The organism is Labrys sp. HAY1-8F (genome assembly GCF_056754975.1).
Genome location: NZ_JBPGWZ010000002.1, coordinates 2,735,582 through 2,759,123 on the forward strand (window position 1 = coordinate 2,735,582; position 23,542 = coordinate 2,759,123).

A 23,542-nucleotide genomic window follows, 5' to 3' on the forward strand; every position below is an offset into this window, starting at 1 on the left:
TGGCGCTTGCTTGCTGGCGATTTCGGCCGTCTGGGCCGGCCATGCCTTCGCCCAGACGAAGCCTGCGCCCACCACGCCGGCACCGGCCGCTCCCGTCGATGCCGTCTTCGAAGCGGCCAAGGCAGCCGCCTCGGCGATGGGGGCGGAGGATTTTGCCTCCATCCAGCAGGACCTGATCTGGACCGGCGATCTCAACTCCCTGCCTTCAGGCGAGATGGGCAAGCGCAGCTATGAGGCCATCCGCGCCTTCCAGAAGCGGATCAAGGCCAAGGAAACCGGCATATTCACGCCGCCTCAGCGCATCACTCTTGCCCAGCACGCCGCCAAGTTCACGGCCCGTTACGGCTTTACGACCATCACCGAGCACGGCATCACGCTGGGCTATCCGGCCAAGCTCACCACCGCGCGCACGGAAGGCAAGAACGGTCCCCATTTCGCTACGCCCAAGAACGACGTCACCCTCGACATTCTCGCCATCCCCGCCGAGAAGGAGAGCTTCGAGGCCTTGTTCGCACGCCTCAAGACCGAGCGCCCCGGTCGCAAGGTGACCTATTCACTGCTGCGCCCGGATTTCCTGGTGGTCGCCGGCAGCAATGACGGCAAGAGCTTCTATCTGCGCTTCGTCAAGACCGACAGCGATTCACGCGGCTTCGCGCTCGGCTGGGACCCGGCGCTTTCCCCCGGCTTCGACCGCGTTTCCATCGCAATGGCCTCATCGATGAAATTGGCCGATAGCGGTAAGCCAGCCGCCACCGAGGTTCCTCCGATTGCCAAGCCCGCCGACAAACCGGCTCAGGCCCCCGAGCCGTCGAAACTGGCAGGACCGCCCGTGCCATTGCCGTCGGGCGCCTCGACGGCGGCCAAGACTGGCTTGGGTACCCTGGTGTCATCGAACGGCGATATTTTGACCTATGCCGGCCTGGTGGCCGGGTGCGAGACAGTGACGCTCCAGGGCGGTGCCACGGCCAAGGTGATCGGCGGCGACCTCGGCAACGACGTCGCGCTGGTCCGAGCAACCCCGCCCCCCGGCCCGGCGCCTCTCGCCTGGCGGCAGCCGCCCCTGACACAAGGCGAGGCCGTCGCTCTGCTGTCCGGCCCCACGCCGACAGCGACCACCGTCACGGCGCTGATCGGCGGCAACGACGACAGTCGCCGCATCTCGCTGGGCTCAGGCGCACCTGGCGCCCTGATCGATAAGGACGGGGCCCTGGCAGGCCTCGCCGCCGCCAACGGCGAAGCGACGGCCTTGAAGGGACTGTTCGTCACCGCTTTCCTGCGTGCCAGTGGCGTCACCCCTCCGGAACGCGGCGGTGACCCGAGCAAAGCTACCGTCACACTGAGCTGCACGCCCAAATCATAGAGCAAAACCCGCGTCCACCAACCGGCGCATTACTTCCTTATCGCCCCACCCGCAGCGCAGCGGTAAGAAAAGACCACTATCCTTCTTCGCGGAGAACGGTGCTTCGCTACGATAGGTCCCGGTGCATCGTCGTCTGCACTTTTCATTATTGCCAAACGCCAATCCATTGTAACAAATGGTCCAGAGTTCGGCCCCGTCTCCAAGCCTGCCGACGAGGATCCCGGCGGGCACGGATCTCAAGCGGGTTGCCGGCTCGCTGTATGGGCCGAGGTAAGACTTGAGATGTTTCGACTGAAGGCGATCGCCGCTTCCCTCAGCGGGAAACTCTGCCTGTTCATGGCCCTTGCTGTGGCCGCGCCCCATGTTGCGCTAAGCCAGGAGGGCACCTTCGCCTCGGCCCAGGCGGCGGCCAACCAGTTGAGCGCCCAGCAAATCGCCAATCTACAGGAAGACCTGGCCTGGGCCGGCATGTTTTCGGAAGGGGGTTCTCCCCCTGTTTCGGGAATTTTCTACAACGCTACCTATCAGGCCATCCGCCAATATCAACGCAGCAACAATCTGCCTGAAACGGGTGCGCCCAGTGCGGCCCTGGTCAGTGAATTGGACGGCCGCGTCGCCTCGATCCGGCGCACGGCCAATCTCAAGACCCTGGAAAACAGCGTCCTGAAGATCAGCTACCCTGCCGGCGTGCTGACCAAACAGCAGGCAGTCAAGGGTGATACACGCTATACGACGCCATCGGGCGACGCGATCGTCCAACTGGTCAACATGGCGGGATCGCGCGAGCGGCTCGATCGAATGTTCGCCGACATGAAGAAGGCGGCCGGCAAGGTAAAATACGCCATCATGCTCGATGATCAGGGTGAGGCACAGCCCACCCGTTTCGTGATCGTCGGCGGTGATGCCAAACAAGGCCTCTATACGAGCATCGCGCAGAAGGACGATGCAATCGTCGGCTTCATCGCCAGCTGGGATCGCAAGAAAAGGCCCAGTTTCACGAATGCCGCCATCGTCATGGCCCTTTCGATCCGGCCGAAGACCATTGCCAATCCCTATGCCGCAGCAGCGGCTGGACAGAACGCGCAAGGCACCACCAAGATGTCGACGGCCGAACTGAACCGGCAGCTCGACATCTGCGCCAAGGCAAAGGATGCCGCCGAGATCGTCACCGCATGCACGGCGGCGTTGTCGGCCGATACCCTGCTGGCGAAAAACCGGCCGACCCTCCTGTTCAATCGCGCCGTTGGTTACAACAGACAGAACAAGGCCGATCTGGCCCTTGCCGATCTCGACCAGGCCATCGCCATCGATCCCGATCAGGCAAGCTATTACACACAGCGTGGACATGTGCGCTACGGCCAGTCGAAATATGATGCGGCAGTGGCGGATTATAGCCAGGCCATCGCCAAGAAAACGCCGACGGCCGCCGACTACACCAATCGCGGCAACAGCTATTTCGGCCTGGAAGACTACCAGAAGGCTGTCGCCGATTACGATGCATCGCTGCGCCTCAATCCCGATGACATCGACACCCGCGCCTTTCGCGGTTCGGCCCTGCTGAGGCTGAGCAGGCCGGCGGAGGCCATGGCCGATCTGAATTTCACCATCGAGCGGGGCGGAGACAAGGTCGGCGCCGGCGACTACAAGAATCGCGGCGAAGCGCTGGCCGAACTCGGCCGCGCGGATGAAGGGAGGCCGGACTTCGCCAAGGCCGAGGCCATCGCCACCGCGAAGATCGAGACGGACAGCTATAATTTGGTCTATCGCGCCTTCGCCCGGGCCTTCAATGGCAATGCCGAGGGCGCGATTGCCGATGCGGACAAATATCTGTCCATCGATCCCAAGGCCAGCGAAGCCTTCCATGCGCGCGCGCGCGGCGATGTCGCCGGGAAGGATTTCGCCAAAGCGCTCGCCGATTTCTCCCAGGCCATCAGCATGGGGCGCAAGCGGTTGTTCATCCTGCGCCAGCGCGGCGATGTCTATCTGGCGACCGGCCAGCCCGAACAGGCGATCGCCGATTACCAGGCCCAGCTCAACCTCACGCCTGGTAACGCCCTGGCGATGGTGGGCCTTGAAAAGGCCAAGCAGGCGATGGCGGCCAAGCTTTTGGCGACTGCCGGCGCGCCGCAAGGCAATGGCTCCCCAGTCGCCGCCGGTTCGCCGCAGGCCGCCACGCTGGCCGCCCTGCCGCCCCAGGCCAAGGTCGCGCTCGGCCGCCGGGTCGCTCTGGTGATCGGCAATTCCAACTATGCCAATGTCGCCGCCCTGCCCAATCCCAGGAACGACGCGGCCAAGGTCGCCGACACCCTGCGCAAGATCGGCTTTGCCGAGGTGACGCTGGCCGAAGACACCGATTTCCGCAGCCTCAACCGCGCCTTGCAGGATTTCGCCAGCCAGGCTGATGGTGCCGATTGGGCGGTGATCTATTATGCCGGTCATGGCATCGAGATCGCCAACACCAATTATCTGGTGCCCGTGGATGCCAAGCTCGCCTCGGACCGCGACGTCACCTTCGAAGCCGTGCCGCTCGACCGGGTGATGGCCGCCAGCGAGGGCGCCAAGGGCATGCGCCTGGTCATTCTCGATGCCTGCCGCAACAACCCCTTCCTCGCCAACATGACACGCAAGACGGCAACGCGTGCCGTCTCGCGCGGCCTCAGCAGGGTCGAGCCGGATGGCGGCACCCTCGTCGTCTACGCTGCCAAGGCCGGCGAGGTCGCCCTCGACGGCAGTGGCGGCAACTCGCCCTTCGTCACCGCCCTGACCAGCAACCTGCAGAAGCCGGGGCTGGAGATCGGCAAGCTGTTTCGCCTGGTGCGCGACGACGTGATGAAGGCGACCGACCGCAAGCAGGAGCCCTTCACCTATGGCTCCCTGCCCGGCGAGGACTTCATCTTCAATCCAGGCTGAGGGACGGGCCGTGAATCATCCGTGTTCTCCAGGGAACTGCGGCATGTTGCGGTTGTGGCGAGAAGCTCCATGGTGCAGGAATACGCCCAAACTCAGGTCCTTCGACTTGCCGGCCGCGACCTGGCCGGCCGAAGTTCTGGCCACAAATATCGATCCGGGGTTCCCCAATGTTGCGCTTGAAGACGATTGCCGCCCTGATCGGGCTGACGCTGGCCATCACCACCCCGGCCACGGCGCAGATCATCGACTATTCCCGCTTCGAGAAAGCCAAGCCGATCGGCGATCAATTGAGCGGCACGCAACTGCGCCTGCTTCAATCCGACCTGGCCTGGGACACCGGCTATAACAGCCTCGTCAATTTTCCCCTCTGGGGCAATTATGACGAGGGGACCTTCGTCGCGATCCGGAACTTCCAGTCGCATAACCTCAAGAGCTTTCCAAAACTCAAGCTATACCAGGAAGACGGCATCCCCTCGCCCGAGTTGATCAAGCTTGCCCGCAGCAAGGCAGCCAAGCGGCAGGCGCTGCTCGATTTCAAGACGGCCAGCGCCCAGGGCATGACCATCAACTACCCTGCCTCGCTGCTGCCGGATCGCGAGGAAACGGCGACGGGCCTGCGCCTGCGGGCGCCCCGCTGGGACATGAGCGTGGAATTGCAGGCCTTCGCGGCGGGAGACATGCCGTTCGAGGCGCGCTTCGAGGCCATGAAGGCCTCGCCCGAGATCACCAGGATCGTCCAGGCCAAACTGTTCAAGGCAAGAGCCGGGCGGAACCCGACCTATTTCGCGCTGTTCGGGACCAAGAACAGCCTGGGCTTCTACGCCCGCTTCATCAAGGCGGCCGACGGCTCGGCGCGGGGCGTGGTGATCCGCTGGAATGCCGATACCGGCAATGACAGCAATCAGATGGTGGAGATGTTCGAGGCCTATGATGCCTTCGCCGTTATCGTCGGCTCGCTGAAGCTGGACGAGGACGACAGCGATGCAGCGGCGGAGGCGCCGATCTCCGAGGCCGCCGATCTCAAGGCCAATCGTCAGCTTTGCGGAGGCGCCAAGACGGCTGATGACATCATCAAGGCGTGCAGCGACGTGCTGGCGGTGGGGGACCTGCTCCTTCCCGATACGCTTGCCGTCACCAATTCAAACCGGGGCTGGGGCTTCTACCTCAGGGGAGACTACGACAAGGCCATCGCCGACTACAACGAAGCCATCGCCCTGCGCCAGGACGACGACCTTCCCTTCTCCGGACGCGGCTATGCCCGTTTCGCCAAGGGCGACAATGCCCAGGCCATCGCCGATTTCGACCAGGCCTTGCGCCTGAAGCCCGTCCGGACCGAACTCCTGAGCTATCGCGCTTCCGCCGCCCTCAAGCTCGGCCGCCTGCAGGAAAGCGTCGACAACATCACCTCTGTGGTTGCCGGCGGCAAAGCCGTCACCCCCGATTACCTCAATCGTGGCGTCGCCCTGCTCGAACTCGGCCGCAAGGACGAGGCCACGGCGGACCTGAGCCGAGCCATCGATCTGGCGAGCAATGATTTGGCGGCCGATCCAGCCAAGAACGCCTATAGCCTGATGTATCGCGCCATGGCCAAGGCCTATGGCAATGACCCGGATGGCGCCATTGCCGACGCGACGCGCTTTCTGTCGAGCACACCGCAATCCCCCGAGGCCTTCCACGCCCGCGGGCTCGCCAACGCAGCCAAGCAGAATTACGACGCGGCCATCGCGGACTATACCAAGGCCATCGATCTGGGACGCAAGAGCTTCATCTTGCGCCAGCGCGGCGATGCCTATCTCGCCTCCGGCCAGCCCGATCTGGCCGCCACCGACTATCTGGCGATGCTGCACCAGTTTCCGACCAATCCGCTGGCCGCCTCCGGTCTCGAAAAAGCCAAGCAGGCGGTGATCCAGAAATTCGGAACGAACAATCCGCCTGCTTCGGACCCAAATGCATCGGGGCAAGGCACACCCAGCACGCAGAAGCTCGCGCAAGCCCCCGCGGCGATGGGCAAGCGCATCGCCCTCATCATCGGCAATGGCGCCTATACCGGCACCAGCCCCCTGCCCAATCCCAAGCGTGATGCGGCCAGGTTGGCGGAGACCTTCCGCAGCATAGGCTTCACCGATGTGACGCTATTGGAGGACCTCGACAATCAGGGCTTCAACCGAGCCCTGCAGGAATTTTCGGACAAGGCGTCGCAGGCCGATTGGGCGGTGGTCTACTATGCCGGCCACGGCATGGAGGTCGACAACGTCAACTACCTCATTCCGGTCGATGCCAAGCTGAAGAGCGATCGCGACATTCTGTTCGAGGCCGTTCCGCTCGATCGGGTGATGGCGGCCGGCGAAGGAGCCAAGTCGTTGCGACTGGTCATTCTCGATGCCTGCCGCAACAATCCCTTCGAGGGCGCCATGGCCAAGAAGACCGCGACCCGCTCCGTCACGCGCGGTCTCAGCCGGGTCGAGCCAGATGGGGCGTCCCTGGTGGTCTACGCCGCCAAGGCCGGCCAGGTGGCACTGGACGGCGATAGCGGCAACTCACCCTTCGTCACCGCGCTCGACACCAATCTGCGCAAGCCCAATGTCGAGATCGGCAAGCTTTTCCGCCTGGTGCGCGACGACGTGATGAAAGCGACGGATCGCCAGCAGGAGCCCTTCACCTACGGCTCGCTGCCGGGCGAGGATTTCTTCTTCAATCAAGGCAAGTAGGGGGCGAAGCGTGTCACCCCTCAAACCTCGAAACAGGCGACCATGCGCTCGTGCTTCAGTTCGAGGAGCGGGCGCTCGTCCCGGCAATGGGGCTTGACGATCGGGCAGCGCGGATTGAAGGCGCAGCCAGCCGGCGGAGAGAAGGGCGATGGCAGTTCGCCCTGCAAGACGATGCGCTCGCGCTTGCGGTCGGGATCGGCCTGCGGCGTCGCCGACATCAGTGCTCTCGTGTAGGGGTGCTGCGGCGCCGAGAACAGGGCCTCTCGCGTGCCCATCTCGACCGCCCGCCCCAGATACATCACCATCACGTCGTCGGCGATGTGGCGCACCACCGACAGATCATGGCTGATGAAGATGTAAGCGAGCTTGAATTCCTGCTGCAGCTCGGCAAGCAGGTTGAGTACTTGCGCGCGCACCGAGACGTCCAGCGCGGAGACCGGTTCGTCCAGCACCAGGATCTTCGGCCTGAGCATCAGGGCCCTGGCGATGGCGATGCGCTGGCGCTGGCCACCGGAAAACATGTGCGGATAGCGCATCGCCTGCTCGGGACGAAGGCCCACCCGCTTCATCATGGCAATGGCGGCCTCGCGCCGTTCTCCCGAGCTCAACTTGGTGTTGACGAGCAGGGGCTCCTCCAGTGCCTGCGCAATGGTCTGGCGCGGATTGAGAGAGCCGAAGGGGTTCTGGAACACGATCTGGATTTCGCGACGCAAGGTTTTGCGCTGTGCCGCCGTCGCGAGCTTCACATCGATGCCGCCAATGGTCAGCGAACCGGCGCTGGGCTGCTCGATCATGGTGAGGAGGCGCGCGAGAGTCGACTTGCCGCAGCCCGATTCGCCCACCACCGCCAGCGTCTTGCCGGCATCGAGCGTGAAGCTCACGCCCGCGAGCGCCTTCACGGTGGCCTTGGCGCCGAACATGCCACGCTTGACTTCATAGGAGCGCACGAGATCCCGTGCGTCGACGAGAACTGTCACGATACGGCCTCCATGCGGGCCGTCTTGCCACCAGTCAGCGGGTGGATGCACAGGGCCTCGTTATATTCGATGCCGGCTCGCTTCGGGGGTGCCGCACGGCATTCATCGGTGACATAGGAACAGCGCGGCGAGAACAGGCAGCCGCGCGGGCGGTCATACTGCCCCGGCACGACGCCGGGAATGGACGGCAGCATCTGCGACGTCGCCCGCTCGGGCAGGGCGGCCAGCAGGGCAGACGTATAAGGATGGCGCGGCGTATGGAACAAGGCGGCGGTCTTGGCCCTCTCGACCTGCTGGCCGGCATATTGCACGATCACGCGCTCGGCCGTCTCGGCAACCACGCCCATATCGTGGGTGATCAGCACCACCGCCATGCCACGCTCGTCGCGCAGCTTGACCAGGAGGTCGAGGATCTGGGCCTGAATGGTCACATCGAGCGCCGTGGTCGGCTCGTCCGCGATCAGGAGCTTGGGATTGCAGGAAATCGCCATGGCGATCATCACGCGCTGGCTCATGCCCCCCGACATCTGATGCGGAAAGGCCGACAAGCGGCGCGCAGGATCGGTGATGCCGACGTCCTTCAGCAATTCCACCGACCGTTCCTGCGCCTCGCGCCGGGACATCGGCAGATGGGCGCGAATGGCTTCGGCGAGCTGGAAGCCCACCGTGAAGCACGGATTGAGCGAGGTCATTGGCTCCTGGAAGATCATCGCCATGTCGCGGCCGATGATCTTGCGCCGTTCACGCGCTGAGATCTTCTGCAGGTCCAGGCCGTTGAAGGCCAGCTTGTCGGCGGTGATGCGGGCCGTCTTCGGCAGGAGCCCCATCAACGCCAGCATTGCCACCGACTTGCCGGATCCCGACTCACCGACGATGGAAACGATCTCGCCGGGGTCGATCGAGAGCGAGACGCTGTCGACCGCCCGGAAGAAGCCGTGCTTGACCTGGAATTCGACCGCGAGATTGGAGATTTCGAGCAGCGCCATGTCTAGCCTCGCTTCAACTTGGGATCGAGCGCATCGCGCAGGCCGTCGCCGAACAAATTGATGGCGACCACGGTGATCAGAATGCACACGCCCGGCGCGATAGCGAGCCAGGGTGCGCTCTGGATGTCCTGACGCACGTCGGAAAGCATGGCGCCCCATTCGGGTATCGGGGGTTGCGCGCCCATGCCGAGAAAGCCCAGTGCCGCTGCCTGCAGAATAGCATCGGAGACGCCCAATGTCGCCTGCACGATCAGCGGCGCCATGCAATTGGGCAGGATGGTGCGGAACAGCAATCGGGGTGGCTTGACCCCGACGACCGTGGCGGCCGTGACATAGTCCTTCGACAATTCGCCCAGGGCGGCCGCTCTGACGATGCGTACATAACGCGGCAGGAACACGATGGTGATGGCCGCGACCGTCGGTCCCAGTCCCGGCTGCAGAATGGCGACGATCACCATGGAGAGCACCAGATCCGGGATCGACATGATCATGTCCATCAGCCGCATCAGGACGAAATCGAACCAGCCGCCCAGATAGGCCGCGATGAGCCCGAGCACCACGCCGAGCAGCATCGAGACCAGCATCACGGTCAGGCCGATACCGAGCGAGTAGCGTGCGCCGTAGATCAGGCGGGACAGCACGTCACGGCCGCCGGTCTTGTCGGTGCCAAGGATGAAATCCCAGCTGCCGCCCTCGACCCAGGCAGGTGGCTGGCCGACATGGCCGGGATGGCCGGCGTCCGGCCAGCCGGGTGCATTGTAGGGTGCGTAGGGCGCCAGGAAATCGGCAAAGACGGCAACCAGTACCACCAGGACCAGGATGACGAGGCCCGCGACGGCGCCCTTGTTGTGCTTGAGAGAGTCCCAGATCTCGGCGAGGGCCGAGGGCGGCTTGGCCGAGCGGACTACGGCCGAAGCATGCGTATCAGCGGCCATGGCGAATCCTCGGATTGATGACGCCGTAGAGCAGGTCCACGAAGAGATTGATGAAGGTGACGAGGATGGCGATGATCAGGATGCCGCCCTGGAGCGCCGGATAATCGCGACGCGAGAAGGAATCGATCAGCCATTTGCCGACACCGGGCCAGGAGAACACCGATTCCGTCTGCACCGCGCCGGCGAACAGCATGCCGATCATCAGGCCGACCACGGTGACGATCGGGATCATGGCATTGCGCAGGGCATGCAGGCCGATCACCCGCAGGGGCGACAGCCCCTTGGCCCTGGCCGTACGGACATAATCCTCGTTCAGCACTTCCAGCATGGCCGAGCGCGTGATGCGCATGATCACCGCCAGCGGGATGGTGCCGAGCACGATGGCAGGCAGGATGAGATGCTGCAGCGCCGACCAGACGGCCCCCTCCTGGTCGGACCAGAAAGCATCCCAGATCATGAAGCCGGTAGTGGTTTCCTCATCGAAATAGAACATCGTGTCGATGCGCCCGCCGACCGGCGTCAGATCGAGCTTGAGGGAAACCAACAGGATCAGAAGGATGCCGAACCAGAAGATCGGCATGGAATTGCCGAGCACGGCAAGGGCGGTGGCGATGTAGTCGGCGAACTTGCCACGCTGGAGAGCAGCGAGGATGCCGAAGGGAATGCCGAGGCAGACGGCGAAAATCATGGCCGCGACGGCCAGTTCTACCGTGGCGGGAAAGAGCGTGAAGAACTCAGTCAGCACCGGCCTCTGGGTGACGAGGGAGGTACCGAAATCGCCGTGCAGGAGCTTCCACAGATAACGGCCGAACTGCTCATAGACAGGTTGGTCGAGACCGAGTTGATGACGAAATTCGGCTAGGCGCTCGGGCGAAATACCTCTTTCGCCCACACGCACTTCGACCGGGTCGCCTGGAACCATCCGAATGGCGAAGAACGCCAGAGCGACCAACGCGATGAAGGTCGGAATGGTCATGGCGACACGCTTGAGCAGGAAGGTCAGCATGGGCGCTCGCGGGTCAGCAGTAGAAAACAGGATACAAAAAGGCTGCCGGGCCGATGAAGACCTGGCAGCCTGAGAGTGCGATTACTTCTTCAAGTCGGTATCGAAGAATTCGAAGCGGCCGAGCGGCGAGGGCTTGAAGCCTTCGACATTCTTGCGAACGGGCGTGTAGACCACCGTATGGGCGATGTTCAGATACGGAACTTCGTCATGGGCGATCTGCAGCATCTCCTGGTAGAGCTTGGTGCGCTCGGCCTTGTCGAAGCTGGCGCGGGCCTTCTCCAGGCGTTCCTGGTGATCCTTGTTGCACCAGCGCGGATAGTTCTGCGAGACGGGCTTCTTCTTCTCGATATCGCAGGCGAACAGGAAGAAGAAATTGTCGGGATCGCCATTGTCGCCGGTCCAGCCCATCTGAGGCAGCGAGGCTTCGGCGTTCTGGAGGCGCTTGCGGTAATCACCCCATTCATAGGTGACGAGCTTGGCGTTGACGCCGATCTTAGCGAGATCGGCCTGCATCAGCTCGCCCATGCGCTTGCCGTTGGGATTATAGGGCCGGTAGACCGGCATGTACCACAGGTCGATATCGATCGGGGTCTTCACCCCGGCATCGGCCAGCAGCTTCTTGGAAGCCTCGGGGTCATAGCCATATTCGGGGATCTTGTCGTTGTAGCCCAGCATGAAGGAGGGGATCAGCGTGGTCGAGGGCTTGCCGCTGCCTTCATAGACGTCCGAGAGGATGGCCTTCAGGTTGATCGCCTTGGCCAGAGCCAGACGCACTTCCTTCTTGTCCAGCGGGGGCTTCTCCGTGTTGAAGGAGAAGTACATGTCGTTCAGGCCTTCATTGGTCAGGACCTTGATGTCCTTGTTGGCCTCCATCGCCTTGAGGTCGGACGGGTTGGGGCCGACCATCACCTGGCATTCGTTCTTCTGCAGCTTGGCATAGCGGGCGGCGGCATCCGGCGTGATCGCGTAGACAAGCTGGTCGATCTTGACCTTGGTGCCCCAATATTGCGGGAAGGCCTTGTAGCGGATGACCGCGTCCTTCTGATAGGCGACGAACTGGAACGCGCCGGTGCCGACTGGCTCCTGGTCAAACTTCTCGGGCGTGCCGGCCTTGAGCAGGTAGTCGGCATATTCGGCCGACTGGATGGTCGCGAAGTCCATGCCGAGATTGGCCATGAAGGGCGCGTTCGGTTTGGTCAGCGTCATCTTGACCGTATAGTCGTCGACCTTCTCGATCGTTTTCAACAACTCCGGCATCGCCATGTCGTTGAAGTAGTCGTAAGCGCCGCCCGAAACCTTGTGATAGGGGTTGTCATCCTTCCACTGCCGGTTGAAGGAGAACAGAACGTCATCGGCGTTGAAATCCCGCGTCGGCTTGAAGCCCTTCCAGGAGTGGAACTTCACGCCCTTGCGCAGGTGGAAGACGATCTCGGTGCCGTCCTTGGAGACATCCCACTTCTCGGCAAGGCCGGGCCGGAGATCGGTGGTGCCGGGCGTAAATTCCACGAGCTGGTTGTAGACCGGTCGGGCAGCATCGAGCGAAGTGCCGGTGGTGTTCAAGGCCGGGGTGAAGTTCTCGGGGCTTCCCTCCGAGCAATATACCAGCGTCTTGGTCGCCGCCATTGCCGTCGTTCCCAGCAACGCGGCAAAGCCGGCCGCCAGAAGGCCTGTCTTCAGCAGTTTTGACATTTGTTCCCCACTGTCATGGTGCATTGTTCCGTCCGCTTCCGAGCGAACGCAAACGCCGAACGGGCATTCAGGGCGTGCCGTCCTTATGGTTTCTGGCCAGACAAGGGCGTTTCGAGCCGAGGAGAAGAAGTTCGAGGACGCAAGCCTTCCGGCTTGTTACGCCCGCCACAGGCGAGGCCCATGACTGAAACGACCTGCTCATCGGCCAAAGCCGCAGCGCCACCAAAGGCGGTGAGGCAACGAATGGCTTTCTGCAGCGTCGCTCCGCTCACCAGGGATGCATATCCTGGTTGCGATGCGCCTCCCGTCCGGCCATTTCCGGCCTCATCTAGCTCCAAACCATACTCGACGTTACGCCCCTTGCCCAGTTGGCGCGTATGGAAGCCTTTTTATGCGTTTTCGGCAATCGGAATCTGACATTTTCGTGGCGTTTGTAATTTTTGTATCAGGAAGCGCCAACGAAAAACCCCGCGGCAATTCCACGGGGCTTTTCTGTATCATAAAGTTACCCAGGCGGGCGGCGCGACGGACGCGCCGAAGCAAGAATCAGGCGGATTTCACAAAGAGGTCGAGCTTCTTGTAGTGCTCGGCGAGGAGATAATAGACCGTCACGCGCGATTTCGAATGGTCCGCCTTGAGCTTCTCGATCACCGCGGCAACCGCTGCATCAAGCTTGTCGTCGGCATCCGTCAGGGCGAGCTTCTTCTTCAGGAAGCTGTCACGAACGCGGGCAAGTTCGGTGGGATCCTTGCCAGCAACGAGCGAAGAGTCGCGATTACGCAGAGCAATGCCAAGATGCTTCACGATGCCGGCAGCAGCGGCTTCGTTCACACTGGACGTGTATTTCTTGATATCAGCGACGTAGGTAGCCAGATCAGACATCGGCGTGCATTCCTCCTGGATCACGATGCATCGGACACAGTTATTTGCTGGTCGAAACAAGCGTGGAATATTAGGGCATGATTTGCCCAAAGGCGCTACCGCAAAGTGCAGCTTTCCCTACGGAAGGCGCACAGAAATGCACCCAAAAGGCACTCAGCACCGTTTTTCCTCGATCGCATCCCAGATCTGGGCAGCCAGATCCGGGCCACCGAGCCGCTTGATCGCCCGCAAGCCCGTCGGCGAAGTCACGTTGATCTCGGTAAGATGACCGTCGATCACATCGATACCTGTGAACAGCAACCCCTTGTCACGCAGGGTCGGCCCGATTCGCTCGCAAATCTCGAGTTCGCGCGGAGACAGGTCCGTCGGCTTGGCCGCACCGCCACGCACCATGTTGGAACGGATGTCGCCCGGCTGCGGCACCCGGTTGACGGCGCCCGCCGCGACCCCGTCGACCAGGATGATGCGCTTGTCGCCCTCGGAGACCTTGGGCAGGAAGTGCTGCACCACCCACGGCTCACGCGACAGCGAGGCGAAGAGATCGTAGAGCGAGCCGAAATTCGGGTCCTGCCGCGCCACCTTGAACACGGCCGCACCGCCATTGCCGTAAAGCGGCTTCATCACCACGTCGCCATGCTCGGCCCGGAAGGCCTCGATCTCGGCTCGGTCGCGGGTGATCAGCGTCGCCGGCATCAGGTCCGGAAACTCGGTGACCAGGATCTTCTCGGGCGCGTTGCGCACGTGGAAGGGGTCGTTCACCACCAGCGTCTTGGGATGGATGCGCTCGAGCATGTGGGTGGTGGTGACATAGGCCATGTCGAAGGGCGGATCCTGGCGCAGCAGCACTACGTCGAAGCCGGAGAGATCGGTGCGGCTCTCGGCGCCGGCCTTGACGTGGTCGCCCTCGACATCCTGCACGGTGACAGGCCTGACCTGCGCAGAGACGATGCCATCCCGCTGGGACAGCGTATCGGGCGTGTAGACGGCGAGCGAATGGCCGCGCGCCTGTGCCTCCAGCATCAGGGCGAAAGTGGAATCCCCCCTGATGTTGATGCGCTCGATCGGATCCATCTGCACGGCAACATTGAGCTTCATCAGGCAGTTCCTCGGAATTCCAGGGCGTATCGAAAAGGACTGCTAGTTAGATAGCGCTCAACGCCGCGTCGCAACAGAAGCCGAGGGGATCACGACAAAAAAAGAGGCGCGCCGGCGCGCGCCCTATTGTGCCTTGGACGCGTCGCCGACATAGCCGGCAATCAAGGTCTGGCCGCTGGCCTCGTCGCGCAAGGCGAACAGGAAAGGCTTGTCGGCGACGAAGGAGAGTTCCGGTTTGTCGGCAAGGCTGCGTGAGGTGATGGCGGTGGCCGCTGCCGCCTCCGTGCCCTTCTCGTCGACGGCGATCACGACCTTCTGGATGATCTCGTCGATCTTCTGCGGCTTGGCCGAGAACTGACGCAGCGCATCCGGCGCTCCGGCGGCCGGATCGAGCCCGAGGCTGTCCAGGCTTGCCCTCAAGTCACCACCAGCCTTGATGGCGAGGCGCGGCAGGGCGACGGTACCGGCTATCTCCGTGAAGCCATCACCCGTCAACCAGCTCGAGACTTCCGAGAAATCCGCGAGGCCGGCCGGCTTGTCGGTGGTGGTGATCAGAATCAGCGCATAGCCCTTGGTGCGGTAGGGCAGGGAAACACCGACGAAGCGTCCGTCCTGGCGGGCGAGCCGGGGCGCCGAGCCGGAATGCATCATCGCCACCTTGGCCGCGCCGCCCTCGGCCCGGTGGAAATCGGCCTCGCCGGTCTGGGCGGGATCGAAGGCCATGCGCCACTCGTCCTTGAAATGAAGGACGTTGAGCAGGACGAGGCCTCCCTTGTGCAGGGGATTGTCGATGAGGCTGGGGATGAGCCCGCGCGTGCGCTCCTTGACCAGGGCATTGATGGCGTCGCGCGTCGCTGAGCTGGCGAGATCGGTGACCTCGACCATCGCACCCGCCTGCTTCAACTTCGTCACGGCAGCCGGCTTGGGATCGGCCTCCCGGTCGAAATAGACAGCGCCGATGCCGGTCAGCGGGCTGTCGGGTTTGCCGCCCGCGATCAGGGGCGACAGGGCCTGCCGCAGTTTCGTGAAATCGCCGGCCTTGCCCTCGAGACGCAGCGTCTTGAGCAGCGCGGCATGCAGCTTCGGGCTGGCACCGAGATCGAGCAGCGAGAAGGCGGCAGCCAGGCTGGCCGGGGAGACCACGAGATTGGGCTCGCTCGCTGCTGTCTTGCCGAGCGTGGCGAGCAGATCGAAGCCGAAACGGGCGGAGGCCTGCGAAACGGCGTTCGGGGGAGATTTTGCCTTCTCGGCCTTGGCATCAACCGGCTTGGCATCGGCTGATTTGGACTTCGACGCGGCCTGGGCCTGCCATGGCAAGGCGGCCAGCAAGCCGAGGATCATCAAGGCTCTCCTCGAAACTGCAAACTCTGCGCGGCGGCCCATGCCCCATCCTCCTCGACGGGCCCCGGAGCAAAGCGCGTCTCGACGGAAACGCTTGTTTGCTCCAGCCCCCTGTTTCAGCGCGTCGTTGCGATTCTTGCCGAATTCCGTCAAATCGCAAAGCACTCTCGCGCCCGGTTCCTAACCCCAGATAAACATGATGCCATGGACGCGCTGTATCGCAGAGCACCTTTCTGCGTGAATGCACCGCACAATACGGGCTTTCCCCGCACCCGCCACCCCGCTATAAGGCTGTCCCTTGGGGGTTATGATCATGGCTCGACTATCGAAGCCAGCCATGCCCCTGGAGCAAAGGGCGTTTAGACGAAAATGCTTGTTTGATCTCACTCTTTAGTTAGACGCGTCTTTGCGATTCTTGGCGATTCCGCTAAATCGCAAAACGCTTTGAGCAAATTCCCCGATGCCCATTCATGGCTCTCATCGGGAAACTCTGCTTAGTCGTTGTATCGCCCATGCCGAAGGTCGCCACCGTCTTTCGGCACAAGGTTCTAGCGGGGTCAGCCATGCGCAGCGCGTCGATCGAGCGCGTCACCAATGAAACGTCGGTGTCCGCAACCGTCGAACTCGACGGCACCGGCAAGCACGACATCGCCACCGGTGTCGGCTTCTTCGACCATATGCTCGACCAGCTCGCCCGCCATTCGCTGATCGACATCAGCGTGCGTACCAAGGGCGACCTGCATATCGACGACCACCATGCCGTCGAGGATACCGGCATTGCCCTGGGGCAGGCCATCCGCAAGGCGCTGGGCGACCTGAAGGGCGTCACGCGTTATGCCGATGCCTATCTGCCGATGGACGAGACGCTGACGCGCGCCGCCATCGACATATCAGGCCGCCCCTTCCTGGTGTTCAAGGTCGATTTCCCGCGCGAGAAGATCGGCACCTTCGATACCGAACTGGTGCGCGAATGGTTCCAGGCCTTCGCCATGAATGCCGGCATCACGCTGCATGTCGAAACGCTCTATGGCAGCAATGCCCATCACATCGCCGAAAGCTGCTTCAAGGCGCTCGCTCGAGCCCTGAAGTCGGCTATTGCCATTGACCCACGCCTGGAAGGCCAATTGCCGACCACCAAGGGCAAGCTCGGAGGCTGAGACGATGCCGAGCTGGTTCGTGTTCGAGCCTGCCAAGACCGCTCCCGGCACGCTGGCGGCGGCCGACAAATCCGTCTTCGTCAAGGATGGTTTCAGCCTCGGCGCCTTCCTCGTCACGCCGGTCTGGCTGTTGTGGCGCAAGATGTGGCTGGTGTTCCTGGCCTGGCTGGCGCTGCAGGTGGCGCTCGCCGTGCTGACAACGATGCTGTCGCTGGACCAGCGCGCAGCCGGGATCGTCTCGCTGCTGGTCAGCCTGTGCTTCGCCCTTGAAGCGAATGCCCTGCGCAGTTGGACCATGCGCCGGCAGGGCTGGCGCTTTGCCGGCATCGCCTCCGGCCAGAGCCTCGACGAGGCCGAACAACGCCATTTCGAGGGACGGTCCATCGCCTCCCCGAACCCGCCAGCATCAGGCCAGGTGCTGCCTGGCCATGAATTCCCCGGCCCCTGGTCATCAGCCCTCGGCCAGAGCAGCGGTTCGCCGGGCGTGCTCGGCGTCTTTCCCGAACCGCATGGAACAAAGCCTTGATCGCAACCATCATCGACTATGGCTCGGGCAATCTGCACTCGGCCCGCAAGGCCTTCGAGCGCGCCGCGAGCGAAGCCGGGCTGGCCGTCGCCATCGAGGTGACCAATGATCCCGAACGGGTTGCCAGCGCCGATCATGTCGTGTTGCCGGGCGTGGGCGCCTATGCCGACTGCAAGCGTGGCCTCACCGCCATATCCGGCATGATCGAGGCTCTCGGCCATGCCGTCACCGTCAAGGGCCGCCCGTTCCTCGGCATCTGCGTCGGCATGCAGCTGATGGCCGAGCGCGGGCTCGAATTCGAGACCACACAGGGCCTTGGCTGGATCGGCGGCGACGTCAAAGCCATCCAGCCTGCAAATCCAACCCTCAAAGTGCCGCATATGGGCTGGAACACGCTGTCGGTTCAGCGGGAGCATGCGCTCCTCGCCGGCATCCCGACCGGTCCTTCCGGCCTGCACGCCTATTTCGTCCATTCCTATCATCTGGCGGCGGCCGATCCGGCCGATGTGATCGCCGAGGCCGATTATGGCGGCCCGGTCACGGCCATGGTCGGCCGCGCCAACATGGTGGGAACCCAGTTTCATCCCGAGAAGAGCCAGGCTCTCGGCCTGGCTTTGATCGCCAACTTCCTGCGGTGGCGCCCGTGATCCTCTTTCCCGCAATCGATCTCAAGGAAGGGCGCTGCGTGCGCCTCATCCAGGGCGACATGGCCCAGGCCACCGTCTTCAACGACGATCCAGCCGAACAGGCGATCGCCTTCGAGGACATGGGCTTTTCCCATCTCCACGTCGTCGACCTCGACGGTGCCTTCGCCGGCAAGCCGATGAACTCGGCCGCCGTGGAGCGCATCCTCGCCGCCTGCACCATGAAGGTGCAACTCGGCGGCGGCATCCGCGACATGCGCACGGTGGCCGCCTGGCTCGACAAGGGCATCGCGCGCGTGATCATCGGCACGGCTGCCGTACGCGATCCCACCTTCGTCAAGGAAGCCGCCAAGGCCTTTCCGGGGCAGATCGCCGTGGGCCTCGACGCACGCGACGGCCTCGTCGCGGTCGAGGGTTGGGCCGAGGTCTCCACAGTGACCGCCGAGGAAATCGCCAAGCGTTTCGAGGATGCGGGTGTATCAGCCATCATCTACACCAACATCGCCCGGGACGGCATGCTCAAGGGCATCGACTGGGACGGCACCCTGGCTCTGGCCCGGGCAGTCTCGATCCCGGTGATCGCCTCGGGCGGACTTGCCTCCATTGCCGATGTCGAACGCCTGGTCCAGCCCGATGCCGCCCTGCTGGAAGGCGCCATCGCCGGGCGCGCCCTCTATGACCACCGCCTGGACCCGCAGGAAGCCCTCGCTTTGCTGAGCAGGGTGACCTGACGCGCCAGCGAAGCACGTGATTTTCCTCTATAATTCTGTCATGGTGCCGGCAACGGCCCGCAGTCCCGGTCAAGAAGGTCGATGCTCAAAGCCCGCGTGATCCCCTGCCTCGACGTCAAGGACGGCCGTGTCGTCAAGGGCGTGAATTTCGTCGATCTCATTGATGCCGGCGATCCGGTCGAGAGCGCGCGTGCCTATGACGCCGCCGGCGCCGACGAATTGTGCTTCCTCGACATCGCCGCCACCCATGAGAACCGCGGCCTGCTGCTCGACGTGATCAGCCGGACCGCCGAGGCCTGCTTCATGCCGCTCACCGTCGGCGGCGGCGTGCGGGCGGTCGAGGATATCCGCCAGCTCCTGCTCGCCGGTGCCGACAAGGTCTCGATCAATTCGGCCGCCGTGGCCGACAGGCAATTCGTGGCTCGCGCAGCCGAGAAGTTCGGCCAGCAATGCATCGTCGTCGCCATCGACGCCAAAAGAGTGTCGGCCGAAGGCGAGGCGCCCCGCTGGGAGATCTTCACCCATGGCGGGCGCCGCCCGACCGGCATCGACGCCATCGCCTTTGCCGAGGACGTGGTACGGCTGGGCGCCGGCGAATTGCTGCTCACTTCCATGGACCGCGACGGCACCAAGATCGGCTTTGATCTCGATCTCACCCGCGCCGTCGCCGACAGGGTCGGCGTGCCGGTGATCGCCTCGGGCGGTGTGGGAACGCTCGAGCATCTGGTCGAGGGCGTGCGCGACGGCCATGCCAGCGCGGTCCTCGCCGCCTCGATCTTCCATTTCGGTACCTTCTCGATCCGCGAGGCCAAGACCTATATGGCCAAGGCGGGCCTGCCGATGCGCCTTGATGGACAAGTGGGGAATTCGATCGGAGACGATCGCATTCCCAACATGACTCAAAATAAGGAGACGCGTTTTGCGATCTAACCAGATCGCAAAACGCTATTGCGGCATGAGCTTTTCGCTGAACGATCTCGAAGCCCGGGTGGCGGAGCGCGCCAAGGCGCCGCCGGAGCAGTCCTGGACGGCCAAGCTGCTGGCGGGCGGGCCGCCGCGTGCCGCCAAGAAGTTCGGAGAGGAGGCAGTGGAGTTCGTGATCGCCCTCACCGAAGGCGATGAAGGCCCGATCGTCTCGGAGGCCGCAGACGTGCTCTATCATCTGCTCGTTGGCCTCAAGGCACGCGACATCCCGCTGGCGTCGGTCCTGCAGGAACTCGAGCGGCGCACCGGGCAATCAGGCCTTGCCGAAAAAGCGGCCCGTCCGAAGTGACGCCAATCAATTGAGGGGGCAGGCAAACGCCATGGATCAACTCGTGAAGTCGCCGGTCTCCCCCTATTCGGTATTCACTCGCAGCGAGTGGGCCAAGCTGAGGGCCGACACACCCATGACCTTGACGGCGGCCGAGCTCGACCGCCTGCGCGCCCTCAACGACCCGGTCTCGCTGACCGACGTCGAGGAAATCTACCTGCCGCTGTCGCGCCTGCTTTCGCTCTATGTCGCGGCGACGCAGGGCCTGCATCGCGCAACCCAGCGCTTTCTCGGCACCCGCGACGGCAAGGTGCCCTATCTGATCGGCGTGGCAGGCTCGGTCGCGGTCGGCAAATCGACCACCGCCCGCGTGCTGCGCCAATTGCTGACGCGCTGGCCGAACACGCCGAAGGTCGACCTGATCACCACCGACGGATTCCTGTTTCCGAATGCCTTCCTGCGCGAGCATGGGCTGATGGAGCGCAAGGGCTTTCCGGAAAGCTACGACACCCAGCGCCTCCTGCGCTTCTTGGCCGACATCAAGGCGGGCCAGGGCAAGGTCACGGCGCCGGTCTATTCCCATCTCGTCTACGACGTGGTGCCGGGCGAGATCGTCACGGTGGACCAGCCCGACATCCTGATCGTCGAAGGGCTCAACGTCTTGCAGCCGGCTCGCCTTCCCCGCGACGGCAAGGCGATCCCCTTCACCTCCGACTTCTTCGACTTCGCCGTCTACCTCGACGCCGAGGTACCGCTGCTCAGGCGCTGGTATGTCGAGCGTTTCATGACCCTGCGCGAGACGGCCTTCCGCAACCCGCTCTCCTTCTTCCACAAATATGCCGACCTGACCGAGGCCGAAGCCCTGGAGACGGCACTTGGCCTGTGGAGCCGTATCAACCAGCCCAATTTGATCGAGAACATCCTGCCGACCCGCCCGCGCGCCGATCTGATCCTGCGCAAGGGAGACAGCCACGACATCGAGCAGGTTTCGCTCCGGAAGTTGTGAGCCCGAGGATAGTCTCAGGGCGCCCGGGCTCCGGCCCTCTCGGTGAGAAAGGTCGCCAGGGCCGCAAGACCGAAAGCCGCGCCTACCGCGCAGATGCCGGGCCAGCCGGCCGCGATCCAGGCCACGCCCGACAGACCCGATCCCACCGACGTGCCGATGAAAAACAGGCCGGTGAACAGGCCGTTGATGCGCCCGCGCGCCTCCGGCTGCAGCAGGTTGATGGCGCGGCGCCCCAGAGTCTGGTCGCAGACGACGCCGAGGTCGAGCAGGATGGCGGCGGTGGCCAGCACCGCCAGGGCGACGGGCGACGAAGGCGGCGATGCACTGCGGGTCATCAGATCGCCGCCGATCTCGGCCAAGGCCATGGCGCAGATCACGGCGCAATGAGCGAGCAGAGTGGCGCAGCGCGTCCGGCCCCGATCCCCGGCCCGTCCGGCCAGCGGCGCCACCACGGCACCGGCCGCACCCGCCAGCGCAAACAGGGCTATCCCCGTCTGGCCAAGCCCGAAGGGCGCCTCGGCAAGGCGCAACGCCACCGAGGTCCAGAACACGCCGAACGCCCCCATGCACAAAGCCTGATAAAGCGCCCGCCGCTGCAGCACCGGTTCCTGTCGCAGGATCGTCCACAGTGAGCCTATAAGGCCGAGATAGCCGACGCCACCGGCCGGCCGGCGCTGAGGAATGACGAAGGCCAGGCTCGCCGCCAGCAGGGCCACCAGGATGGCAAGGCCGCCATAGAACCAGCGCCAGCCCGCGATCTCCGCCACGAGGCTGGCGGCCGGCCGCGAGACCAGGATGCCGAACATCAGGCCACTCATCACATTGCCGACCACCCGGCCGCGCTGGCTCGCCGGGCTCAATTGCGCCGCCGCAGGCACCAGCATCTGGATGGCGCTCGCCGTCAGCCCCGCGACATAGCAGGCGCCGAGGAAAAGAGCCGGCGTCGGCGCGCAGGTGACCGCAGCTAGGGCCAGCACGTCGACGGCCAGGGTCGCCACGATCAGCGCCCGGTTCTCGACGATGTCGGTGAGCGGCACCAACAGAAACAGGCCGCTGGCATACCCCAGCAAGGTGAGCGTGGTGACGAGCCCGGCTTCGGCGGCATCGAGGCCGAAGGCCGGGCCGATCAGGCCGATGAGAGGCTGCGAGGCAAACAGGCCGAGAACGACGATGGCGACAGCAGACGCGAACAGCAGGGTCAGGCCGGCGGACAGGCCGTCAACCGGTTCGGCGGGCGCCTGCGCCATTCCGGCGGTCGAGGTGGAGGGCATGATGCTCTTTCCCAATGAGAAAATCGGGTCGCAGTTTGCATCCATCCGATTATGGTGATAATTGCTATTATTCTTGAATAATTATTCCTTTATTCGTGATAATATGGCGAGCCTTGAGCAATATGAAGCCTTTGTCGAAACGGTCGAGCGCGGCAGCCTGACGGCAGCGGCACATCATCTCAACCGCTCGCTGCAGGCGGTAAGCCGGGCGATCGCCACACTCGAGGCGGAATTGGGCGTCGAGCTCATCCGGCGCACCACGCGTCGCCTGCAGACGACGCCGACCGGGATGCTCCTGCGCGAGCGGCTGCGCGCGGCCCTGAAGGACATCGACGATGCCCGCTCGCAGGCCCAGCGCGAGGGGCAGCGCATCGCCGGCCTGTTCCGCATCAGTGCCTCGATCCATTTCGCCGCGCAATTCGTCGTGCCGACCGCCGTGGCCTTCGCCCAGCGTTATCCGGAGGTCGAGATCGAGTTCGTGCTGGACGACGCCTTCTCCCATCTCATCGAAGAACGCCTGGACGTGGCGATCCGGGTCGGCGATCTCGGCGCTGCCAGCCTGCGGTCGCGCAAGATCACCCAGTTGCGCCGCGTGGTGGTGGCCGCGCCGGCCTATCTGATGCAGCATGGCCGGCCGCGCCTGCCGGCCGAGCTTGCCGCCCACCGCTGCGTCATCCGCACCATCGGGCCGGAGGGCGATGCCTGGCCGTTCATGATCGGGGACCGGCTCGTGCGCATCCCGGTCAAAGGCGCGATGAAATGCAACGATGCCGCCGCGGCCAATGCAGCCGTCGCCCTCGGCGCCGGTATCGGCATCGCCCCGCTCTGGCAGGTACGACGGGAAATCGACGATGGTCGCCTGGAAGTGCTGCTCCCCGACTACGAGCCGCCGCCGACGCCGGTGAGCGCCGTGTGGCCCGCCCAGGCCGGCACGCCGGCCCGAACCCGCCTTTTCGTCGAGATGCTCGCCCACCGGCTGACGGGCGAGCGGATCTGAGAAAGATGCTCTCGACGACGGGCTGCGTTCCCCATCCTGCGGATGGACGAAGCCCCCTGGTTCCGCCAT

Annotated in this window: 20 protein-coding genes; 11 read left to right on the forward strand and 9 right to left on the reverse strand. The window is 63.8% G+C overall.

Going from position 1 to position 23,542, the window contains the following annotated elements; genetic code table 11:
- Positions 1 to 10: 10 nt before the first annotated feature.
- The 3 genes from ACR9ZN_RS21765 to ACR9ZN_RS21775 all read left to right on the forward strand — a co-directional run bounded on the left by ACR9ZN_RS21765 (position 11) and on the right by ACR9ZN_RS21775 (position 6,978).
- A complete protein-coding gene (locus ACR9ZN_RS21765; protein WP_481273160.1) occupies positions 11 to 1,360 on the forward strand; it encodes a hypothetical protein in 1,350 nt (449 codons plus the stop codon).
- Positions 1,361 to 1,642: 282 nt separating this feature from the next.
- Positions 1,643 to 4,270, forward strand: coding sequence for a caspase family protein (locus ACR9ZN_RS21770; RefSeq protein ID WP_481273161.1), 2,628 nt, complete (start codon positions 1,643 to 1,645; stop codon positions 4,268 to 4,270).
- Positions 4,271 to 4,437: 167 nt separating this feature from the next.
- Positions 4,438 to 6,978 (forward strand): caspase family protein, encoded by a 2,541-nt coding sequence (locus ACR9ZN_RS21775; protein ID WP_481273162.1) that lies wholly within the window; start codon positions 4,438 to 4,440, stop codon positions 6,976 to 6,978.
- 20 nt (positions 6,979 to 6,998) lie between these two features.
- Here the strand turns inward: ACR9ZN_RS21775 and ACR9ZN_RS21780 are convergent, their stop codons facing one another.
- From ACR9ZN_RS21780 to ACR9ZN_RS21815, 8 genes are all read right to left on the reverse strand, one after another.
- Entirely contained in the window at positions 6,999 to 7,955 is a 957-nt protein-coding gene (locus tag ACR9ZN_RS21780; RefSeq protein ID WP_454816540.1) for a dipeptide ABC transporter ATP-binding protein, read from the reverse strand.
- Positions 7,952 to 8,941, reverse strand: coding sequence for an ABC transporter ATP-binding protein (locus ACR9ZN_RS21785; RefSeq protein ID WP_434958523.1), 990 nt, complete (start codon positions 8,939 to 8,941; stop codon positions 7,952 to 7,954). Before ACR9ZN_RS21785 ends, ACR9ZN_RS21780 begins: the two co-directional genes overlap by 4 nt.
- Before the next feature lie 2 nt (positions 8,942 to 8,943).
- Entirely contained in the window at positions 8,944 to 9,876 is a 933-nt protein-coding gene (locus ACR9ZN_RS21790) for an ABC transporter permease (RefSeq protein ID WP_434958524.1), read from the reverse strand.
- Positions 9,866 to 10,882 carry an ABC transporter permease subunit gene (locus ACR9ZN_RS21795; protein WP_434958525.1) on the reverse strand — a complete coding sequence of 339 codons (1,017 nt, stop codon included), beginning with the start codon at positions 10,880 to 10,882 and terminating at the stop codon, positions 9,866 to 9,868. Before ACR9ZN_RS21795 ends, ACR9ZN_RS21790 begins: the two co-directional genes overlap by 11 nt.
- An 81-nt stretch (positions 10,883 to 10,963) precedes the next feature.
- On the reverse strand, positions 10,964 to 12,571 hold the full coding sequence (locus ACR9ZN_RS21800; RefSeq protein WP_434958526.1) for an ABC transporter substrate-binding protein: 1,608 nt from the start codon (positions 12,569 to 12,571) through the stop codon (positions 10,964 to 10,966).
- Positions 12,572 to 13,117: 546 nt separating this feature from the next.
- Positions 13,118 to 13,444, reverse strand: a complete 327-nt coding sequence (locus tag ACR9ZN_RS21805; RefSeq protein ID WP_441771190.1) for a DUF2853 family protein — start codon at positions 13,442 to 13,444, stop codon at positions 13,118 to 13,120.
- A gap of 162 nt (positions 13,445 to 13,606) precedes the next feature.
- Positions 13,607 to 14,548, reverse strand: coding sequence for a glutathione synthase (gene gshB, locus ACR9ZN_RS21810; RefSeq protein WP_481273163.1), 942 nt, complete (start codon positions 14,546 to 14,548; stop codon positions 13,607 to 13,609).
- A gap of 123 nt (positions 14,549 to 14,671) precedes the next feature.
- Positions 14,672 to 15,889 (reverse strand): serpin family protein, encoded by a 1,218-nt coding sequence (locus tag ACR9ZN_RS21815; RefSeq protein WP_481273164.1) that lies wholly within the window; start codon positions 15,887 to 15,889, stop codon positions 14,672 to 14,674.
- Between the two features lie 563 nt (positions 15,890 to 16,452).
- Between ACR9ZN_RS21815 and hisB the strand changes: the two genes are divergently transcribed.
- The 7 genes from hisB (at position 16,453) to coaA (ending at position 21,205) form a co-directional block, all read left to right on the forward strand.
- Positions 16,453 to 17,046, forward strand: a complete 594-nt coding sequence (gene hisB, locus ACR9ZN_RS21820) for an imidazoleglycerol-phosphate dehydratase HisB (protein ID WP_434958529.1) — start codon at positions 16,453 to 16,455, stop codon at positions 17,044 to 17,046.
- 4 nt (positions 17,047 to 17,050) lie between these two features.
- Positions 17,051 to 17,572: a DUF2628 domain-containing protein gene (locus ACR9ZN_RS21825; RefSeq protein ID WP_434958530.1), complete on the forward strand. Its 522-nt coding sequence runs from the start codon at positions 17,051 to 17,053 to the stop codon at positions 17,570 to 17,572.
- Positions 17,569 to 18,219, forward strand: a complete 651-nt coding sequence (gene hisH, locus ACR9ZN_RS21830; protein WP_481273165.1) for an imidazole glycerol phosphate synthase subunit HisH — start codon at positions 17,569 to 17,571, stop codon at positions 18,217 to 18,219. The genes ACR9ZN_RS21825 and hisH overlap by 4 nt, the downstream gene beginning before the upstream one ends.
- On the forward strand, positions 18,207 to 18,947 hold the full coding sequence (gene hisA / locus ACR9ZN_RS21835) for a 1-(5-phosphoribosyl)-5-[(5-phosphoribosylamino)methylideneamino]imidazole-4-carboxamide isomerase (protein ID WP_454816551.1): 741 nt from the start codon (positions 18,207 to 18,209) through the stop codon (positions 18,945 to 18,947). The genes hisH and hisA overlap by 13 nt, the downstream gene beginning before the upstream one ends.
- A gap of 81 nt (positions 18,948 to 19,028) precedes the next feature.
- Entirely contained in the window at positions 19,029 to 19,877 is an 849-nt protein-coding gene (hisF, locus tag ACR9ZN_RS21840) for an imidazole glycerol phosphate synthase subunit HisF (protein WP_441771013.1), read from the forward strand.
- Between the two features lie 25 nt (positions 19,878 to 19,902).
- Positions 19,903 to 20,220, forward strand: a complete 318-nt coding sequence (locus ACR9ZN_RS21845) for a phosphoribosyl-ATP diphosphatase (protein WP_434959720.1) — start codon at positions 19,903 to 19,905, stop codon at positions 20,218 to 20,220.
- Positions 20,221 to 20,251: 31 nt separating this feature from the next.
- Positions 20,252 to 21,205, forward strand: coding sequence for a type I pantothenate kinase (gene coaA / locus ACR9ZN_RS21850; RefSeq protein ID WP_434958534.1), 954 nt, complete (start codon positions 20,252 to 20,254; stop codon positions 21,203 to 21,205).
- Between the two features lie 14 nt (positions 21,206 to 21,219).
- Here coaA and ACR9ZN_RS21855 read toward each other — a convergent pair whose 3' ends face one another.
- Positions 21,220 to 22,476 (reverse strand): MFS transporter, encoded by a 1,257-nt coding sequence (locus tag ACR9ZN_RS21855; protein ID WP_481273166.1) that lies wholly within the window; start codon positions 22,474 to 22,476, stop codon positions 21,220 to 21,222.
- A gap of 103 nt (positions 22,477 to 22,579) precedes the next feature.
- Here ACR9ZN_RS21855 and ACR9ZN_RS21860 point away from each other — a divergent pair, with 103 nt between their 5' ends.
- A complete protein-coding gene (locus ACR9ZN_RS21860) occupies positions 22,580 to 23,473 on the forward strand; it encodes a LysR family transcriptional regulator (RefSeq protein WP_441771010.1) in 894 nt (297 codons plus the stop codon).
- The last annotated feature ends 69 nt before the right edge of the window (positions 23,474 to 23,542 follow it).

What these genes read in the sequence shown, in the direction of transcription:
- ACR9ZN_RS21770 (WP_481273161.1), top strand. Translation starts at nt 1,643, where the DNA reads ATGTTTCGACTGAAGGCGATCGCCGCTTCCCTCAGCGGGAAACTCTGC.
- ACR9ZN_RS21775 (WP_481273162.1), top strand. Translation starts at nt 4,438, where the DNA reads ATGTTGCGCTTGAAGACGATTGCCGCCCTGATCGGGCTGACGCTGGCC.
- ACR9ZN_RS21785 (WP_434958523.1), bottom strand. Translation starts at nt 8,941, where the DNA reads ATGGCGCTGCTCGAAATCTCCAATCTCGCGGTCGAATTCCAGGTCAAG.
- ACR9ZN_RS21790 (WP_434958524.1), bottom strand. Translation starts at nt 9,876, where the DNA reads ATGGCCGCTGATACGCATGCTTCGGCCGTAGTCCGCTCGGCCAAGCCG.
- ACR9ZN_RS21795 (WP_434958525.1), bottom strand. Translation starts at nt 10,882, where the DNA reads ATGCTGACCTTCCTGCTCAAGCGTGTCGCCATGACCATTCCGACCTTC.
- ACR9ZN_RS21800 (WP_434958526.1), bottom strand. Translation starts at nt 12,571, where the DNA reads ATGTCAAAACTGCTGAAGACAGGCCTTCTGGCGGCCGGCTTTGCCGCG.
- gshB (WP_481273163.1), bottom strand. Translation starts at nt 14,548, where the DNA reads ATGAAGCTCAATGTTGCCGTGCAGATGGATCCGATCGAGCGCATCAAC.
- ACR9ZN_RS21815 (WP_481273164.1), bottom strand. Translation starts at nt 15,889, where the DNA reads ATGATCCTCGGCTTGCTGGCCGCCTTGCCATGGCAGGCCCAGGCCGCG.
- hisB (WP_434958529.1), top strand. Translation starts at nt 16,453, where the DNA reads ATGCGCAGCGCGTCGATCGAGCGCGTCACCAATGAAACGTCGGTGTCC.
- ACR9ZN_RS21825 (WP_434958530.1), top strand. Translation starts at nt 17,051, where the DNA reads ATGCCGAGCTGGTTCGTGTTCGAGCCTGCCAAGACCGCTCCCGGCACG.
- hisF (WP_441771013.1), top strand. Translation starts at nt 19,029, where the DNA reads ATGCTCAAAGCCCGCGTGATCCCCTGCCTCGACGTCAAGGACGGCCGT.
- ACR9ZN_RS21845 (WP_434959720.1), top strand. Translation starts at nt 19,903, where the DNA reads ATGAGCTTTTCGCTGAACGATCTCGAAGCCCGGGTGGCGGAGCGCGCC.
- coaA (WP_434958534.1), top strand. Translation starts at nt 20,252, where the DNA reads ATGGATCAACTCGTGAAGTCGCCGGTCTCCCCCTATTCGGTATTCACT.
- ACR9ZN_RS21855 (WP_481273166.1), bottom strand. Translation starts at nt 22,476, where the DNA reads ATGCCCTCCACCTCGACCGCCGGAATGGCGCAGGCGCCCGCCGAACCG.
- ACR9ZN_RS21860 (WP_441771010.1), top strand. Translation starts at nt 22,580, where the DNA reads ATGGCGAGCCTTGAGCAATATGAAGCCTTTGTCGAAACGGTCGAGCGC.